We start from the raw sequence: 16,029 nt of genomic DNA on the forward strand, positions 1-16,029 counted from the left end.
CCACGGCGTGGGTGCCGGGGGCGGTGGTCACGGTCCGGCCTCCTCGGGGACGGTCACAGTGAAGGCGGCGGTGCGGACGGTGTCCCCGTGCCGGAAGTCCAGGAACAGCCGGTAGGTGCCCGCCGACGGGGCGGTGGTGGCGAACTCGACGTGCGGGCCGGGGGCGACGGCCGGGTCGCCGGGCTCGCCGAGGGGGTGCACGTGCAGGTAGCCGAGGTCGCCGGCGCGCAGCACGACCAGGTGGCCGTAGGCGCCGAGGTAGGGCTGCAGGTCGGTCACCGGGACGCCGTCCCGGCTGACGCTGAGCTGCAGTTCGGTCTCCGTGCCGGCCTCGAGCTGACCGCTGAGGACGACGGTGTAGCCGTCGACCTCGGCGGTCGCGGTGGGCGCCGGCAGGGGAGCGGGATCGAACGAGCCGGCCACCGCGAGATCGGCGCCGAGGATGCGGTTCTCGCCGTCGGCGCTCGGCACGAAGTCGGCGAACAGCCGCCAGGCGCCCGCGGTCAGGTCCAGCGTCGTCGTCCAGACACCGCCGGCGCCCAGGGTCGGGTGGACGTGCTGGAACCCGTCCAGGTCGCGGCGGACGGCGACGAGGTGGAGGTCCTCCTCGTGCTCGACGTCGAAGGCGGTCACCGGCGCACCGTCGGGGCCCAGGATCCGGAAGGAGACCGGGGCGGCCGTGCCGGCGGGAAGCGCGTCCTCGGCCAGGTCGAGCGTGTAGCCGGCCTCGGAGACCAGGAGCCCGGCGGGGAGTTCCTCGGCCGGGCTCTCCCCGGTGTGCGTCGCTTCGCCGCCGTGCTCCTCGGCGTCGGCCCCGTGGTCGGCGGCCTCCGCCGTCGACGGGTCCGGACCGACGGCTGCGCCGACGCCCAGGGCGGCGCCGAAGACGGCGGCCAGCCCCAGGGCGAAGGCGGAGAGCTTGAGCGGTGTGTTCATGGCGTGCGGCCGCGTCAGCGGCCGGCCACCTCGTAACCGGCCTCCTCGACGGCGGCGCGCACGGCGGACTCGTCCACCGGCGCCTCGCTGGTGACGGTCAGCCCTCCGCTGGAGAGGTCGACGTCGACGCCGGTGACGCCGGGCAGCTGGGAGACCTCTTCGGTGACGGCGTTGACGCAGTGGCCGCAGGTCATGCCGACGACGGTGTAGCTGGCGGTGCTCATGGGTTCCTCTCGGTGGGGGGTGGGGTCAGGACCGGACGAGCCGGGCGATCGCCTCGGAGGCCTCGCGCACCTTCTCGTCGGCCTCGCGTCCGCCGACCTTCGCCGCTTCGACGACGCAGTGGCTCAGGTGCTCCTCGAGCAGGCCGAGCGAGACCGCCTGCAGGGCCTTGGTCATGGCCGACACCTGGGTGAGGATGTCGATGCAGTACTTCTCGTCCTCGACCATCCGCTGCAGCCCCCGGGCCTGGCCCTCGATGCGGCGCAGCCGCTTGAGGTACTCGTCCTTGCGGTGGATGTAGCCGTGCTGGTGGGCCCCCTCGGGGTGCCCACTGCTGTCGGGGTGCTCGGCGAGCTCCATGCCGGTCCTTCCTGCCGACCGCGGGACGCGGCGGCGACGGGAACTATACCCCCCTAGGGTTTATTGCGCGACCCCGGGCGGGGGTCTCCACCCGCCGAGAGGCGGTCGACGGTCGTCCGGAGGTCGTCATTGGTCGTCCGGAGGCGGTCGGCATCGGCGCGGGCGGACGCGAGATCGTCCTGCAGGCCCAGGATGGTCTCCGCCGAGGCCAGCGAGTGGCCGTCGTCGAGGAGGCTCCGCATCCGGGCGGCCAGGGTCAGCTGGGCGCGGGAGTACCGGCGGTGCCCGCCTGGGGACCGGTGCGGATGCAGGATGCCCGAGCTGTCGAGGCTGCGCAGGAAGGCGGCCTGGACCCCCAGGAGGTCCGCCGCCTGGCTCATCGTCAGTGCCGGGAAGTCGGGGTCGTCGAGCCGGCTGACCGGGTCGGGGTCAGAGGTCATGTCCGCGCCTCCTCCTCGTGCGGATGCCGACTCGCGGGAAAGCCGGAGGGCCGGGCCCGGCCGGGCCCGGCCCTCCGGCCGTCGGCCGATCAGCTGGTGACGGCCTTCTGCTCCGCCTGGTCGCCCTCGATGGTGCGCGGTTCGACCGGGGCCGGCGAGTCGGCGCGGGAGACGGTGATCTTGCGGGCGCGGGCCTTCTCGGCGACGGGGATGCTCAGCGTCAGCACGCCGTCGTGGTAGCTGGCCTCGAGCCGGTCGGTGTCGAGGCTGCGGCCCAGTACGAGCTGCCGCGTGTAGCTGCCGAACGGCCGCTCGGCGACGCTCCACTCGGCGTTCTCGAGCTGCGGCACCGAGCGCTCGGCACTGATGGTCAGCGTGTTCCCCTCGACGGAGAGGTCGATCGAGCCCGGGTCGACGCCGGGCAGATCGAAGTGGGCGACGAAGTTGTCGCCGACGCGGTAGGCGTCCATGGGCATGCCCGAGAGCGGGCGCGCGGTCGTGGAGCCGGCTCGACCGGTGAGCTGGTCGAGTGCGCGGAAGGCGGCCGACGTCGCGGCGAACGGGTCGTAGGCGGTCAGCATCATGGCTGGGAACCTCCGAGATGCGATCTGGTCGTTCTGGGTCGCTGCCCGAGGGTCAACCTCTAGTGGCGACTAGAGATTATCTCCGACAGTCATCCAGGTAAAGTTCTGACGCAGAAATTTGTTCCCGGTCGGCGACGGTGCGGGCCAGGGGTGAACCGCGCATCCGGGGGAAGAGAGGGATCGTGCCGGACGCGACGAACCACCCCGAGCCCACGGTCGAGCAGTCGGTCGAGGCCGAGACGGCCCGCCTCACCGTCCGGGGCGAGCTCACCGAGGCGGCCCGCCGCCCGCTGGTCCGCGTCCTGACCGACCTCCTGCTGGCGCACGGGCCGCTGCAGCGGGTCGAGCTGCACGTCGCCGGCGTGACGTTCATGAACTCCGCCGGCATGGCCGTCCTCGTCCAGGTGCAGCGCATGGCCGCGCCACGGGGCATCGAGGTCGTCCTGGTCGCGCCCCCGGCCGCCGTGATCCGGCCCCTCCAGCTCTCGGGCCTGTGGCACCGCTTCCCGATGGTCGACGTCCCCGAGGGCCTTCAGCCCGGCGACGCCGGGTCGTGACCCGCTCGCGGTGTCGGAGGGTCCGCTGCCCGCGCGGCTCCTAGCCTGACCGGGTGCCCGACAGCCATTCCCACAGCCACGCCCACGACCCCGACGCGCCACCGCCGAGCCTCGAGGCCCTGCGGCGTCGCCGGCGCGCCGTCTGGCTGATGCTCCTGCTGCTGGTCCCGGTCGGTCTGGCCACCCTCGTCGGTCTCTTCGTGCTGTGGCCCTCCGGCGAGCCGACCAAGGCGCAGCAGGCGGCCGAGGTCCAACTGCCGCCCGGCACCACCTACCCCGACGCGCGCGTGGTCTCGGTCGACGAGTTCGAGTGCGGCACCGACCCGGCGGTGTCGGCCACCTGCGCCGTCGCCGTCGTCGAGGTCCTCGACGGTGAGGGAGCCGGGGACTACCAGTCGATCGACCTGGCGGCCGACGTCGTGGCCAACGGTGTCGCCGAGGGGGACACCCTCGTGCTCACGCGGGACGGCGGCGCCGAGGGCGGCCCCTCGTACGGATTCTTCGACTTCGCGCGGGGCACCCCGATGGTCGTGCTGGCGATCATGTTCGCCGTCGTCGTCGGCGCGGTCGCGCGGCTGCGCGGGCTGGCGTCCCTCCTGGGGCTGGCGTTCGCGTTCTTCGTGCTGCTCCGGTTCGTGCTGCCCGGCCTGCTGTCCGAGCAGTCGCCGACGCTGGTCAGCCTCGTCGGGTCGGCGGCGATCATGTTCGTCGTCCTCTACCTCGCGCACGGCTTCTCCGCCCGGACGACGACGGCCCTCGTGGGCACCCTCTTCGGCCTGTCGCTGGTGGCCGTGATGGGCGCGATCGCGGTCGCCACGGCCCGGCTGACCGGCCTGACCAGCGACGAGACGACCCGGCTGAACATCTACGACCCGACCATCGACTTCTCGGGCCTGGTGCTGGCCGGGATCATCGTCGCGGGGCTGGGCGTGCTCAACGACGTCACGATCACCCAGGCCTCGGCCATCTGGCAGCTGCACGAGGTGGACCCCGGCATGACCTGGCGGGAGCTGTACAAGCGGGGGATGGCCGTCGGCCGGGACCACATCGCCTCGACCGTCTACACGATCGTCTTCGCCTACGCCGGTGCCGCGCTGCCCCTGCTGCTGCTGTTCGAGATCTACTCGCAGCCGTGGGAGGTCGTCGTGACCAGCTCCGCGCTGGCCGAGGAGGTGATCCGCACCATGGTCGGTGCGATCGCCCTGGTGCTCGCCGTGCCGGTGACGACGGCGGCCGGTGCGTTCTTCGCCAAGGCGGCGGACACCGCGGCCGGGGCGGCCACCGAACGGGGCATGACGGCCTTGCGGGCAAGATTCGCCCGGTGACGAACAACTGGCCCCGTCCCGAGGCTCGCGCCGAGCTTGCGAGGCGGGAGGAGGACGGGGTCCTTTCACTCCTGGCCGCCGCGCAGGCCGCGCCCGGCTTCATGCCCGACGACGAGGGCCGCGCCCTGTACGCGGCGGCCCGCGCGGTCGCCGTCCCCGGGCCGCTGCTCGAGGTGGGCAGCTGGATGGGCAAGTCGGCGCTCTACCTGGCCGCGGCGGCGCGGGAGACCGGCCGCCAGGTCGTGACCGTCGACCACCACCGCGGCTCCGAGGAGCACCAGCCGGGCTGGGAGTACCACGACCCGTCGCTGGTCGACCCGCACGTCGGCCTGATCGACACGCTGCCCCGTTTCCGCCGCACGATCGCCGACGCCGGCGCCGAGGACGTCGTCGTCGCCGTCGTCGCCCGGTCCGAGACGCTCGCCCCGCTGTGGACCACGCCGCTGGCCCTGCTGTTCCTCGACGGCAGCCACACCGAGGAGTCCGCCCGGCGCGACCAGGACTCCTGGGTGGCCAAGCTCGCGGTCGGCGGGACGCTGGCGATCCACGACGTGTTCCCCGACCCGGCCGACGGCGGGCAGGCGCCGTTCGGCGTCTACACGCGGGTGGTCGCCTCGGGCGACTTCGAGGAGCTGTCCGGCACCGGCTCGCTCCGGCTGCTGCGGAGGCTGCGGTGAACGATCCACTCGCAGCCGAGCGGGAGGCGGCGCTGGCCCAGATCGATGCGCTGACGCGGGAGTTCGACGGCGTGGTCGAGGCGTCGAAGGCGTCCAACGCCGACGACGAGCACGACCCCGAGGGTGCGACCATCGCGTTCGAGCGGCAGCAGGTCGTGGCGCTGCTGGAGCAGGCGCAGCGGCGGCTGGCCGACGTCGAGGCGGCGCTCGCCCGCCGGGAGGCGGGGGACTACGGGACCTGCGAGACCTGCGGCCGGCCGATCGCGGCCGAGCGGCTGGCGGCCCGCCCCGCGGCGCGCACCTGCATCGACTGCGCCCGCTGACCGCTAGCCGACCGGCTCGAGCAGGCGGGTGCGCGGGGTGCCCGCCAGCGCGGGCGAGGCCTCGCGCGACGCCCACACGGTCGTCTCGAGGAACTGCAGGAACCGCCCGGCGCGCACCCGGTCCGGGAAGTCCAAGTCGATGACGACGTAGTGGTCGTCGTCGAGCGGCTGCGCCACACGTTCGGCCGTCACGCCCGCCGCGCGGCGGTGCTCGGCGAACCGGTCGTAGGCGCCCCGCCAGGTGCCCAGGTCGGTGATGGCGTGCTCGATGTGCAGGGTGGTCATGGCGGCTCTCCTCGTGGTCCGGGGGTCGGTGCCGACGCTAGGAACTCACCGGCCCGCGGCCCATCCCAGGGATCTGGGATTCCGCCCCGGCGATCGCCCCGACGTCGGCGTCGCGGTCGTAGCCTCGCCGCCGTGGCTGTGTCCCGGCCGCGGTCCCGGCTCGAGGCGGTCCGCGAGCGGATCGAGCGGAGCTGCGCCGCCGGCGGCGACGCGCGGACCCTGCGGGTGCGCCTGCTCGCCGAGATCCGGCGGGTCGTCCCGTTCGACGCGTACGCGTGGGTGATGACGGACCCGGAGACGACCGTCGGCGCCGCCCCGCTGGCCGACGTGCCCGCGCTGCCCGAGCTCCCCGCGCTGATCAGGCTCCGCTACAGCACCGGGCTGAACCGGTGGACCACGCTGGCCGAGGACCCGGTCGCGCTGCTGGCCGCGGCCACGGGTGGGGACCTGCGCCGCAGCCGGCTGTGGCGGGAGGTCCTCAGCCGCTACGACGTCTCCGACGCCGTGTCGGTGGTCTTCCGCGACCGGTTCGGCTGCTGGGCGTTCCTGGAGCTGTGGCGCACGCGGGGCGCCACATTCGGGCCGGCCGACGCGGCGTTCCTCCGCGACGTCGTCGTCCCCGCCACCGAGGCCCTGCGCAGGTCCCAGGCGCGCACGTTCGCCGAGCCGGTCACCGCCCGGCTGCCCGGGCCGCTCGTGCTGCTGCTGTCGCCCGACCTCGAGGTGATCCGGCAGACCCCCGGCACGTCCGATCCGCTCCGGGTCCTGCAGCCGCGCGACGACGGCGGCCCGACCGTGCCGGCCGCGGCGTACAACGTCGCCGCCCAGCTGCTCGCCGTGGAGGCGGGGGTGGACGCGCACGAGCCGCGGGCGCGCGTCCACCTCGCCGGCGGGCTCTGGTTGACGCTCCGCGCCGCCCGGCTCGGCCCGGCCGGCGACGGGGGCGACATCGCGGTCACCATCGAGCAGTGCTCGCCGGCCGACCGCCTCGCGCTGTTCGCCCGGTGCTGCGGACTCAGCGACCGGGAGGCCGAAGTGCTCGGGCACCTGGCCGCAGGCGCGGACACGCGGGTCGTGGCCGAGCAGATGTTCGTGTCGGCGCACACCGTCCAGGACCACCTGAAGAACGTCTTCGAGAAGAGCGGGACCCGCAGCCGTCGCGCGCTCCTCGCGCGGGCGCTCGGGAGCTAGCCCCGAGCCGGCCGGATCAGGGGCCTCTCGGCAGGGAGTTCGCGGCGTCCGGCTCGTCGTCGCGGGTGCCGGCGACGGGCAGCGCGGCGGGGTCGGTGAACAGGCCCGACGCGGGCGAGGCGCCGGACAGCGCGTCGGCGGCGAGGACCACGGCCGCCGCCGTCCAGGTGGTGCGTTCGATCGGCCACCGGGCGTCGTCGGCGAAGACGTACCCGGTCCAGTAGGACCCGTCGTCGTGGCGCAGGTGCTGCATGGCCGCGAGCTGCTCCATGGCCGCGTCGTGCTGACCGGCGGCCGCCAGCGCCAGGGCGAGCTCGCAGGTCTCGGCGCCGGTGACCCACGGGTGGTCGGAGACGCAGCGTGCCCCCAGCCCGGGGACGACGAAGCGGTCCCAGTCGGCGGCCAGCCGGTCGCGGGCCGCCTCCCCGGCGACCGCGCCGCCGAGCACCGGGTAGTACCAGTCCATCGAGTAGCGGGACCGGTCGGCGAAGGCGTCGGGCCGCGTGCGCAGCGTCGTCCCGAGGTCGGTGACGGCCAGCTCCCAGTCCGGCTGCGCCTCGCCCTGCAGCGCGGCGAGGGCGATGCCGCAGCGCAGCGCCTGGAACAGGCTGGCGTTGCCGGTCAGCAGGGCGGTGCCGTCGGGCGTGCCGTCGGGCCGCAGCGCCCAGCCCACCGCGCCGCCGGGCAGCTGCATCCGGACCACCAGGTCCAGCCCGCGCCGCACGGTCGGCCACAGCTCGGTGACCAGCTCCTCGTCACCGCTGATCAGCCAGCTGTGCCAGGCGCCGACGGCGAGGTAGCCGGCGTGGTTGCTCTCCGCGGCCGGCGAGGCCTCGCGGCCGCCGCGGTACTCCGCGGCCCAGGAGCCGTCGGGCCGCTGGCGGTCGGCCAGCCACCGGTAGGCGGCGCGGGCGCGGTCGTGCGCGCCACCGACGTCGAGCGCCATCGCGGCCTCGACGGAGTCCCACGGGTCGAGCTGGCCGTCCCGGAACCAGGGCAGCGCGCCGTCGGCGTCCTGCTCCTCGGCGATCGACGCGACCGTCTGCCGGACCTGGTCCCCGCTCAGCACCCCGGGCAGCTCCGGGAGCGCCGGGTCAGCGGGCCGCAGCGGTCTGTTCCCACTCGCGCGGGCCGCCCCCGGCGGACCCCGACGCCGACGTGCCGAGGGCGACCGCGGGCTTGTCGGCGTAGACGACCAGGCTCTTGCCGAACACCGGGTCGAGCAGCCGCTCGGCGGTGCGGGTCAGCCACGGTCGCTCCATCAGGTCCCACACCAGCAGCCGGTGGTAGGCGCGGACGACGGCGGTGTCCCGCTCCACGCCCACGGCGCACTTGAGCCACCAGAAGGGGGCGTGCAGGGCGTGCGCGTGGTGGCTGGCGCCGGGCGTGAGGCCGGCGGCGGCGAGGCGGGTGCGCACGACGCCCCGCGTGTAGATGCGGATGTGGCCGCCCTCGTTGGCGTGGTAGGCGTCCGAGAGAGCCCAGCAGATCCGCTCGGGGCCGTAGCGGGGGACCGTCACCGCCACCCGGCCACCGGGCTTGAGCACCCGCGCGATCTCGGCGAAGGCGGTGGCGTCGTCCGGGATGTGCTCGAGCACCTCCGAGGCGATCACGCGGTCGACGCTGGCGTCGGGTACCGGCAGGGCCGTGAGGTCGCCGCGGACCACCTCGTACCGCGCAGCCCGGTCGTCGTCCGCCCGCCCTGCCTCCCCGGCCTCGGCGATGGCGCCGAGCCAGCGCTTCGTCGTCTCCACCTCGTGCGCGCCCCAGTCGACGGCGACGACCTCCGCCCCGCGCCGGTAGGCCTCGAACGCGTGCCGGCCCTCCCCGCAGCCCAGGTCGAGCACGGTCATGCCCGGGCGCACGTCGAGGCGGTCGTAGTCGACGGTCAGCACTTCTTCTCCAGGATCTCCGCGTACCAGTCGGCCGTCCGCTGCGCCGTCGACCGCCAGGTGTAGCGGTCGAGCACCCGGCGGCGCCCGGCGCGGCCCAGCCGCTCGGCCAGTGCCGGCGAGTCCAGCACCTGCTGCAACGCCGCCGTGAGCTCCCCGACGTCGCCGGCCCGCACCCGCAGCCCCGCCTCCGTGCCGACCACCTCGGGCAGCGCCCCGGCGTCGGTGGTCACCAGCGGGGTCGCGCAGGCCATCGCCTCGACGGCGGGCAGCGAGAAACCCTCGTAGAGCGACGGGATGGCGACGACGGCCGCGCGCTGCAGCAGGTCGACCAGTTCCGCCTCGGGCACCGGGCCGGTGAACCGCACCGCGTCGCGCAGCGCGAGCCGCTCCAGAGCGGCCTCCGCGGGCCCGCCGGGCCGTGCGGTGCCGACGACCGTCAGCCGCACCGACCGCTCGGTACGGAGCTTGGCGACCGCCTCGAGCAGGTGGACGAGCCCCTTGAGCGGGACGTCGGCGCTGGTGATCACCAGGATCGAGTCGGGGTCGCGCGGCTGCCCGTCCGGCGGGGGGCGGAACTCGGCCGGGTCGATGCCGACCGGGATCACCTCGATCCGCTGGGCGGGCACGCCCATGTGCGTGTCGATGTCGCGGCGGGAGTTCTCCGACACCGTCGTCAGGCCGTCGAGGCGCGCGGCCACGCGGGACTGCATCCGCGTGAACGCGTACCAGCGGCGCAGCGTGATGCGGCGGCGGACGCTCTGCGCGGCCGCCAGCTCGAGGTCGCGGTCGATGGCGATCGGGTGGTGCACGGTCGCCACCGTCGGCAGCCCGGCCTTCTGCAGTCGCAGCAGGCCGTGGCCGAGGGACTGGTTGTCGTGCACCAGGTCGAAGTCGGCGGCGCGGGGGAGCAGCATCCGGGCGGCACGCAGGCTGAACGTGAGGGGCTCGGGGAAGCCGGCGGTGCACATCGTCGCCCATTCCAGGACGTCGATGGAGTCGCGGAATTCCGACGGCCGCGGCGTCCGGAACGGGTCGGGTTCCCGGTAGAGGTCGAGGCTGGGCACCCGGGTGAGCGGCACGCCGGCGTCGAGCTCGGGATAGGGCTGACCGCTGAGCACCTCGACCCGGTGCCCCAGCTCGGCCAGCTCGCGGGAGAGGGCGCGGACGTAGATGCCCTGGCCGCCGCTGTGCGGCTTGCTCCGGTAGGACAGCAGTGCGATGCGCAGCGACCGTCCCATGCGCCGGAACTCTAACGAGCCGTTCCGCGCTCCCGGCTACCAGCCGGTAACCGCCGGTGCGGGCCGCCCGTCGGGTCGCCTGGCAGGGTGCGGTCCATGATCCGTCACGTCGTGATGTTCACCTGGTCCGACACCGCCGACGCGGAGCGCCGCGCGCGCTCGGTGCAGGCCTTGCGCCGGCTGCCCGACGACGTGGGCGGGATGACCGCCTTGACCGTCGGCGAGGACGCCGGGCTCTCCGACGGCAACGCCGACGCCGTGCTGATCGTCGACTTCCCCGATGTCGAGGCCTACCGCAGGTACGCGCAGGATCCGGTGCACCAGGCGATGATCGCCGAGCACATCCGGCCGTTCCTCGCCGCACGCAGCGCCGTCCAGTTCGAGGTCTGAGACCTTCGGCCGGTGTCTCCGGCCCTCGCCGGCGCTACCGTCGGCGGGGTGAGCGGCGCCGCCTCTTCCACCCCTGTCCGCGCGCTCGTCGCCGTGTCCACGGGGGTGGTGCTGCTGGCCGGCTGCGGCGGCGGGGGCGGCTCGGAGACTGCCGCCGGAAGCTCGGCCCCGGCCACCTCGACGGCGGCGCAGACCACCGCGCCCGACCTCGCCTCCGGGCTGCTGACCGCCGAGGCCTTCGACCCGGCCGCGACCGTGGTGGCGGTCAGCCTCGAGCAGCTGCGGGCCGGAGCGGGCCTCGCCGGCATGGGCGACGACCTGACCGTCACCCCCGAGGAGTGCGCCCCCGCCGTCCAGGGCACCCAGCCCTACCTCGACGCGTTCGACGACGTCGTCGGCCTGAGCGCCACGTCGCCCTCCGGGGTCACCGTCGAGATCCTGCTGCGCGGCGGCCCCACGTCGGGCGCGGTGGAGCTGCTCGCCTCGGCGGTGCAGGTGTGCCCGCAGGCGCAGGTCAGCTCGCCCGGGATCGGCACCGCGACGGTCACCTTCGAGGAGGTCCCGGTGCCCGACCTGGGCGACGGCGCGATCGGGCTCAGGTTCACGACCGTGGTCGCCGCCGCCGACGGCACCGAGGTCACCGTGCCCGCCCTGATCGGGGTGTTCCAGGACGGCGACCGCCTCGGCATCCTCACCTCCCTCGCCGACCCGCGGACGCCGAACGCCCCGGCCCCCGACGCGGCGGCGTTCGCCGCGTTGCTCGGCGAGGCCTACGACGTGCAGGCCGACGCCCTGGGCTGACCGTCCCTGCCTGACCGCCCCTGCCTGATCGCCCTTGCCTGACCGGCCAGGATCGCACCGACGGACGGGCCGGCACCCGGCGCCGTCCCCAGCCTCGCGGCCGTCCACAGATGTCCCGGGCACGCCCCGTCCGGCGCTCCCGCCACCCAGGGTCGGGCCATGGACAGCCACCCCGACCTCGCCCCTCCCTACCGGGTCTCGCTCGGCGACCCCGGTGCGCTCGCGGCGGCGGTCCCGCGGCTGCTGGGCTTCCGACCGCGGGAATCGGTGGTGCTGATCAGCCTCACCGGCCCGAGCGGCGCCCAGGTCGGCCTGACCGTCCGCGCCGACATCCCGCCGCCCGAGCACGCGGCGGACGTGGCCGGTGAACTCGGCCGCAGGGTGCGCACCGACCGGCCGGCGGCGGTCGTCCTCCTGGTGATCTCGGAGGACCTCCCGGGGGGCCTCCCGGACGACGGGGGGTCCGGTGGCGGCGCGGACCTTCCGCACCGGCCGCTCGTGCACGAGCTGACCGTCGCCCTCCATCGCCACCGCATCCCGGTGCGCGAAGCCCTCCTGGTCCGCGACGGCCGGTGGTGGTCCTACGACTGCCCCGCCGACTGCTGCCGCCCGGCCCACGGCACGCCCCTCCCGGTGGGCACGAGCCCCTTCGAGGCTGCGAGCGTCGCCGCGGGGGTGACCGTCGCCGACAGCCGCGAGGCGCTCGCCGCGCGGATCGCGCCGGTGGACGGCCCGGCGCGCAGCTCGATGGCGGCGGCGGCGCGACGGATCGCGGCCGAGTCCTCGGCCCGTGCGCTCGCGGTCGGTCTCGACGTGGTGGCCGAGGAGTCGTGGGCGGCGGTCCTCGCCGGCCTGGCGCACTGCCGCGCGGGAACGGCGCTGAGCGACGCGGCCCTGGCGCGGATCCTCTGGGGCCTGCGCGACACGGCGGTGCGCGACCGGGCGCTGCGGCTGGCCCTGGCCGACGACGACGCCGCGGTCGACTCGCTGTGGACCGAGTGCACCCGACGCGCGCCGCGGCGCTACGTCCCCGCGCCGGCCACGCTGCTGGCGGTCGGGGCCTGGCTGCGCGGCGACGGTGCCATGGCCGGCGTCGCCCTCGAGCGGGCGCTGGCCGCGGACCGCCGCTACCGCCTGGCCCGGCTGCTCGGCCAGGCGCTGGCCGCGTGCCTCCCACCGTCCGAGCTGCGGCTGCTGATCGCCGGGGGCGCGATCGCCGACGACGACGCGCCTGCCCGCTGAGGTGGCCGGCTCAGAGCAGTTCGGGCCGCTGCCACTCCTGCTCCAGGACGTGCTCGGCGAGGAACGCGAAGACCGTCTCGTACCAGACCGCGGCGTTTCCCGGGGTCAGCACCCAGTGGTTCTCGTCGGGGAAGTAGAGGAACTTCGACGGGATCCCGCGCTTCTGCAGGTCGTACCAGAGCCGCAGGCCCTCGCCGATGGGCACGCGGTAGTCCTTGTCGCCGTGGATGACGAGCATCGGCGTCCGGATCGCGTCCGCGAAACGGTGCGGCGAGTTCTGCTCGTACCGCTTCGGCTCGGTCAGCGGGTCGCCCCACTCCTTCTCCCAGTAGTAGGCCGCGTCCGTCGTGCCGGTGAACGCGTCGAGGTCCCACAGGCTGGCGTGGGTGACGATCGCCCGGAACCGGTCGGTCTGGGTGGCGACCCAGTTGGCCATGTAGCCGCCGAACGAGCCCCCCATCGCCGCCGTGCGGGAGGAGTCGAGGTCGGGCCGCTCCAGGGCGGCGTCCACCGCGGCCATCAGGTCGGTGTAGGGCGCCCCGCCCCACTCGCCCCACCCGCGGCGGATGAAGTCCTGGCCGAAGCCCTGCGAGAGAGCCGGGTTGGGCAGCAGGACCGCGTACCCCCGCGCGGCGAGCAGCCAGGGGCACCACCGCCACGACCAGGCGTTGAAGCTCATCAGCGGGCCGCCGTGGATCCACAGGACCAGCGGGGCGGGCGCGTCGGCCGAGGCCCCGTCGGGCAGCACGAGCCACGACTGCACCCGGGCGCCGTCGGCGGCGGTCGCCACCACCTCGTGCAGGGTGCCGGGCAGCCTGTCGATCGCGCTGGGGTGGGGCAGCACCCGGGGGTCCTGCAGGGGGGCGGCCGGGTCGAGCCGGACCGGCGCCGACGGCGAGTCCCACGCCGAGTGCAGCGCGTAGAGCGCACTCCCGTCGCGGGCGACCTGCAGGTCGCTGTACGCGCCGTCCGCCGTCAGCCGCACCGGCTCGCCGCCGTCCACCGGCACGCGGTAGATCGCGTGCCGGCCGTCGACGTCGGCGAGGAAGTACACGGCCGCGCCGTCGGCGGAGAACTGCGGCGCGCTGGGCCAGCCGTCGAAGCCGGGGGTGAGCTCGTGCGCGGCCCCGTCGGCCGGGTCGACGAGGAGCAGGGTGTAGTCCGGCGGCTCGGCGTAGGTCGACTTCGCCTCCCGGACGCAGACCAACTGCGCGCCGTCGGGGGAGAACCGGGGGGCGTACACGTCGGCGAGCGGGTCGTCGACGAGCACCCGGCTGCTCCCGTCGCCGGTGTCGGTGAGCACCAGTCGCGTGCGGCGGCCGGCCGGGCCGTCGGCGATCTGCTCGGAGCGGGCGAGCAGCCGGCCGTCGGGGGAGAGCGCGATGTCGTCACCGGCGCCGTCCGGCGGGGCCGCGTCGGGGGTGAGGTCACGCAGCTCGACGGCCGGGGCCCCGGCCCCGGCCGGCCCCTCGGCCGGCAGCGGGCCGGCCCAGAACAGGTGCGGCACCGCGGGCCCCAGGTCGTGGTCCCAGTACCGCACCGGATAGGCCTCGTGGAGGATCGCGGAGACCCCGGCGTCCTTGCGCTTCGTGCGCCGCTGCTCGTCGGCCTCGGCGTCCGGCGCGCCCGGCATGGTCGGTGCCGCCACGACCACGTCGCCGGTGTCGGCGGCGACCGTGAACGCGGCGATGCCCGACGGCCGGGAGATGGCGGGCCGGGCCTCGCCGCCGGCCGCCGGGAGCACCCACAGCGCGGCCTTGGGGTCGTCCTTCTCCTTCGCGCCGGGGTCGGGCCGGGCCGAGGTGAACAGCAGCGAGCCGTCGGGAGCCCAGGCCGGCGACGCCTCGCCGGGCGCGCTGCGGGTCAGCCGGTGCGCCGGGCGGTTCCCTGCGGGGTCGACCTCCCACAGGGCCGTCTGCCACTTCTTCTTCTCCGCGTCCAGGGTCTGCACCGTGATCGCCAGCCGCGAACCGTCGGGCGACAGCGCCAGTCCGCCGATCCGCGGGAGCGCGACGAAGTCGGCCAGGCGATGGAACGGGGTGGGGGCAGGGGCGTCGCCTGCGGGCGGCTCGGACGCGGCTGCGGGCTTGCTCACCAGGGCCTTCTCTCAGGGACGGCGGGACGTCGGCCCCACCGTAGTGAGCCGACGTCCCGCGGTGCGCCCGGGCCGCCCCGGTCAGGGCAGCGGCACGAAGCGGCGCAGCTTGCCCGAGTACGGGTCACCCCGGAGCTCGGCGACCACGTCCACCGTCACCTCCGGATCGGGCAGGCCGGCCGACGCCAGGGCGGTGGTGAGCCCGACGCGCAGGGGCTCCGGGTCGGCGCCGTGGGGGGCGAGCGCGCTGACCGCTACGCCGCGTGGCGTCTGCTGGACCCGGTAGTCGACGACGTTCGGGGTGTGGGCGAGCACCGACCGCACCACCAGCGGGTGCAGCGACACGTCGCCGAAGTGCAGGACCTCGTCGGACCTGCCGTCCACCCGGGCGCGCAGGTACCCGTGCGCCTCGACCGGCGGCTGCTCGACGAAGGTGTCGGTCAGCCGGTAGCGGATCAGCGGTTGCAGCCGGTTCTCCAGCACGGTGATCAGCACGGCGGCCGAGGGGGTGCCGGTGGCGACGGGTCGGTCGTGCTCGTCGACGAGCTCGACGATGCAGCCGTCCTCGGCGAAGGTGAGCACGTCGTCATCGGGGAGCGAGCTGCCGATCAGTCCCTCGGTCGAGCCGAAGGTGTTGATGACCGGCACCCCGAAGCCCGTCCGGATCGCTGTCCGCAGCTCCGCGGTCAGGGTCTCGCTCGTGCAGGTCACCATCGCGGGGTTGATGCGCAACCGGCCGGCCCGTTGCTCCGCGGCGAGCCGGGCGAGCATGGTCGGGTACCCGTACAGCGCCATCGGCGCGATCGCGTTGAGACGCCCCACCAGCTCGTCCATCGGCACGGTCACCGGCACCGGGACGAAGTGGAACGGCAGGCCCCCGCCGGCGGTCAGCCAGGACGCGGCACCGGTGGCGTGCACGGGGGAATCGGCGGCCACCATGGCGATCCGGAGTCCGCCCGGCGGAGCGCCGGCGGCCCGCAGCGTCGCCACCAGACCCCGGGACAGCGAGCCGAGCACCTGCACGCACGCCGGCCCGTCCGCGAGGAAGACCCCGCGCCGGCCGGCGCTGCCGCCGGTGGCGAGGGCCAGCGCGGAGCCGTTCACGATCGCCGGCTCGTCGCGGGCGGCGGCCAGGGCGTCCTCGGCGGCGGCGAGGGTCATCCGGCGGTCGGTGACGACGTCGTCGAAGTGGTGCATCAGGTCGGCCTTGGTCATCACCGGCAGCGCCGAGAGGTCCTCGGGCTCGATGGCGTCGACGTCCAGGCCCGCCAGACGTCCGGCGTGGAAGGGGGAACGGCCGGACGCGTGCCGGAGCAGCGCCCGCAGTCGCCCCCGCTGGTGGTCCTGCAGCCGGTTGCGGTTCCACGCCATCCGGGGGATGAGCTCGTCGTAGGCAGCGAGCATCTCGGCTTGGAGTCGGGTTCGCTGCAGGGGAAACGGGGCCACGGCGGTCGCCTGCATGGTGGGT

The 16,029-nt window shown here is 75.0% G+C and carries 19 protein-coding genes; 8 read left to right on the top strand and 11 right to left on the bottom strand.

From position 1 onward, the window contains the following. Positions 1-27 precede the first annotated feature (27 nt). The 5 genes from ABD644_RS05110 to ABD644_RS05130 form a co-directional block, all read right to left on the bottom strand. On the bottom strand, positions 28-936 hold the full coding sequence (locus ABD644_RS05110; RefSeq protein ID WP_344687528.1) for a hypothetical protein: 909 nt from the start codon (positions 934-936) through the stop codon (positions 28-30). A 14-nt stretch (positions 937-950) separates the two neighbouring features. Beyond that, positions 951-1,160, bottom strand: a complete 210-nt coding sequence (locus ABD644_RS05115) for a heavy-metal-associated domain-containing protein (RefSeq protein WP_344687530.1) — start codon at positions 1,158-1,160, stop codon at positions 951-953. Between the two features lie 25 nt (positions 1,161-1,185). Then, complete coding sequence (locus tag ABD644_RS05120; protein WP_344687531.1) at positions 1,186-1,518, bottom strand: metal-sensitive transcriptional regulator; 333 nt, start codon at positions 1,516-1,518, stop codon at positions 1,186-1,188. 53 nt (positions 1,519-1,571) lie between these two features. Continuing rightward, positions 1,572-1,958 carry a MerR family transcriptional regulator gene (locus ABD644_RS05125; protein WP_344687533.1) on the bottom strand — a complete coding sequence of 129 codons (387 nt, stop codon included), beginning with the start codon at positions 1,956-1,958 and terminating at the stop codon, positions 1,572-1,574. A gap of 89 nt (positions 1,959-2,047) precedes the next feature. Continuing rightward, a complete protein-coding gene (locus ABD644_RS05130) occupies positions 2,048-2,542 on the bottom strand; it encodes an Hsp20/alpha crystallin family protein (protein ID WP_344687535.1) in 495 nt (164 codons plus the stop codon). A gap of 182 nt (positions 2,543-2,724) precedes the next feature. Between ABD644_RS05130 and ABD644_RS05135 the strand changes: the two genes are divergently transcribed. Genes ABD644_RS05135 through ABD644_RS05150 form a run of 4 tightly spaced genes read left to right on the top strand, consistent with a single transcriptional unit; the run spans position 2,725 to position 5,424 of the window. Next, complete coding sequence (locus ABD644_RS05135) at positions 2,725-3,099, top strand: STAS domain-containing protein (protein ID WP_344687537.1); 375 nt, start codon at positions 2,725-2,727, stop codon at positions 3,097-3,099. Positions 3,100-3,152: 53 nt separating this feature from the next. Then, a complete protein-coding gene (locus ABD644_RS05140; RefSeq protein ID WP_344687539.1) occupies positions 3,153-4,424 on the top strand; it encodes a YibE/F family protein in 1,272 nt (423 codons plus the stop codon). Further along, complete coding sequence (locus tag ABD644_RS05145) at positions 4,421-5,101, top strand: class I SAM-dependent methyltransferase (protein WP_344687540.1); 681 nt, start codon at positions 4,421-4,423, stop codon at positions 5,099-5,101. The genes ABD644_RS05140 and ABD644_RS05145 overlap by 4 nt, the downstream gene beginning before the upstream one ends. Further along, on the top strand, positions 5,098-5,424 hold the full coding sequence (locus ABD644_RS05150; RefSeq protein ID WP_344687541.1) for a TraR/DksA family transcriptional regulator: 327 nt from the start codon (positions 5,098-5,100) through the stop codon (positions 5,422-5,424). Before ABD644_RS05145 ends, ABD644_RS05150 begins: the two co-directional genes overlap by 4 nt. 3 nt (positions 5,425-5,427) lie before the next feature. On the opposite strand, the gene ABD644_RS05155 is transcribed toward ABD644_RS05150, so the two are convergent. Continuing rightward, the gene (locus tag ABD644_RS05155; RefSeq protein WP_344687542.1) at positions 5,428-5,709 is read right to left on the bottom strand and encodes a hypothetical protein; all 282 of its coding nucleotides are present in this window, start codon (positions 5,707-5,709) and stop codon (positions 5,428-5,430) included. A gap of 132 nt (positions 5,710-5,841) precedes the next feature. Here ABD644_RS05155 and ABD644_RS05160 point away from each other — a divergent pair, with 132 nt between their 5' ends. Next, positions 5,842-6,900, top strand: a complete 1,059-nt coding sequence (locus ABD644_RS05160; protein WP_344687544.1) for a helix-turn-helix transcriptional regulator — start codon at positions 5,842-5,844, stop codon at positions 6,898-6,900. Between the two features lie 16 nt (positions 6,901-6,916). On the opposite strand, the gene ABD644_RS05165 is transcribed toward ABD644_RS05160, so the two are convergent. From ABD644_RS05165 to ABD644_RS05175, 3 genes are read right to left on the bottom strand one after another with little or no spacing between them, the layout of a single operon-like run. Continuing rightward, a complete protein-coding gene (locus tag ABD644_RS05165; protein ID WP_344687545.1) occupies positions 6,917-7,969 on the bottom strand; it encodes a prenyltransferase/squalene oxidase repeat-containing protein in 1,053 nt (350 codons plus the stop codon). A gap of 25 nt (positions 7,970-7,994) precedes the next feature. After that, positions 7,995-8,795, bottom strand: coding sequence for a class I SAM-dependent methyltransferase (locus ABD644_RS05170; protein ID WP_344687547.1), 801 nt, complete (start codon positions 8,793-8,795; stop codon positions 7,995-7,997). After that, positions 8,789-10,033, bottom strand: coding sequence for a glycosyltransferase family 4 protein (locus ABD644_RS05175; protein ID WP_344687548.1), 1,245 nt, complete (start codon positions 10,031-10,033; stop codon positions 8,789-8,791). The genes ABD644_RS05170 and ABD644_RS05175 overlap by 7 nt, the downstream gene beginning before the upstream one ends. Positions 10,034-10,129: 96 nt before the next feature. Between ABD644_RS05175 and ABD644_RS05180 the strand changes: the two genes are divergently transcribed. From ABD644_RS05180 to ABD644_RS05190, 3 genes are all read left to right on the top strand, one after another. Next, complete coding sequence (locus ABD644_RS05180; protein WP_344687549.1) at positions 10,130-10,423, top strand: Dabb family protein; 294 nt, start codon at positions 10,130-10,132, stop codon at positions 10,421-10,423. A 48-nt stretch (positions 10,424-10,471) separates the two neighbouring features. Beyond that, on the top strand, positions 10,472-11,224 hold the full coding sequence (locus tag ABD644_RS05185) for a hypothetical protein (RefSeq protein WP_344687550.1): 753 nt from the start codon (positions 10,472-10,474) through the stop codon (positions 11,222-11,224). 159 nt (positions 11,225-11,383) lie between these two features. Next, positions 11,384-12,466, top strand: coding sequence for a DUF4192 domain-containing protein (locus tag ABD644_RS05190; protein WP_344687552.1), 1,083 nt, complete (start codon positions 11,384-11,386; stop codon positions 12,464-12,466). Between the two features lie 10 nt (positions 12,467-12,476). Here the strand turns inward: ABD644_RS05190 and ABD644_RS05195 are convergent, their stop codons facing one another. Both ABD644_RS05195 and ABD644_RS05200 read right to left on the bottom strand, forming a co-directional pair. Beyond that, positions 12,477-14,561: a S9 family peptidase gene (locus ABD644_RS05195; protein ID WP_344687553.1), complete on the bottom strand. Its 2,085-nt coding sequence runs from the start codon at positions 14,559-14,561 to the stop codon at positions 12,477-12,479. A gap of 81 nt (positions 14,562-14,642) precedes the next feature. Beyond that, entirely contained in the window at positions 14,643-16,022 is a 1,380-nt protein-coding gene (locus ABD644_RS05200; protein ID WP_344687554.1) for an AMP-binding protein, read from the bottom strand. Between the last annotated feature and the right edge of the window lie 7 nt (positions 16,023-16,029).

The sequence above is a fragment of the Blastococcus jejuensis genome (genome assembly GCF_039534705.1).
In the GTDB taxonomy this organism is placed as follows: Bacteria; Actinomycetota; Actinomycetes; order Mycobacteriales; family Geodermatophilaceae; genus Blastococcus_B; species Blastococcus_B jejuensis.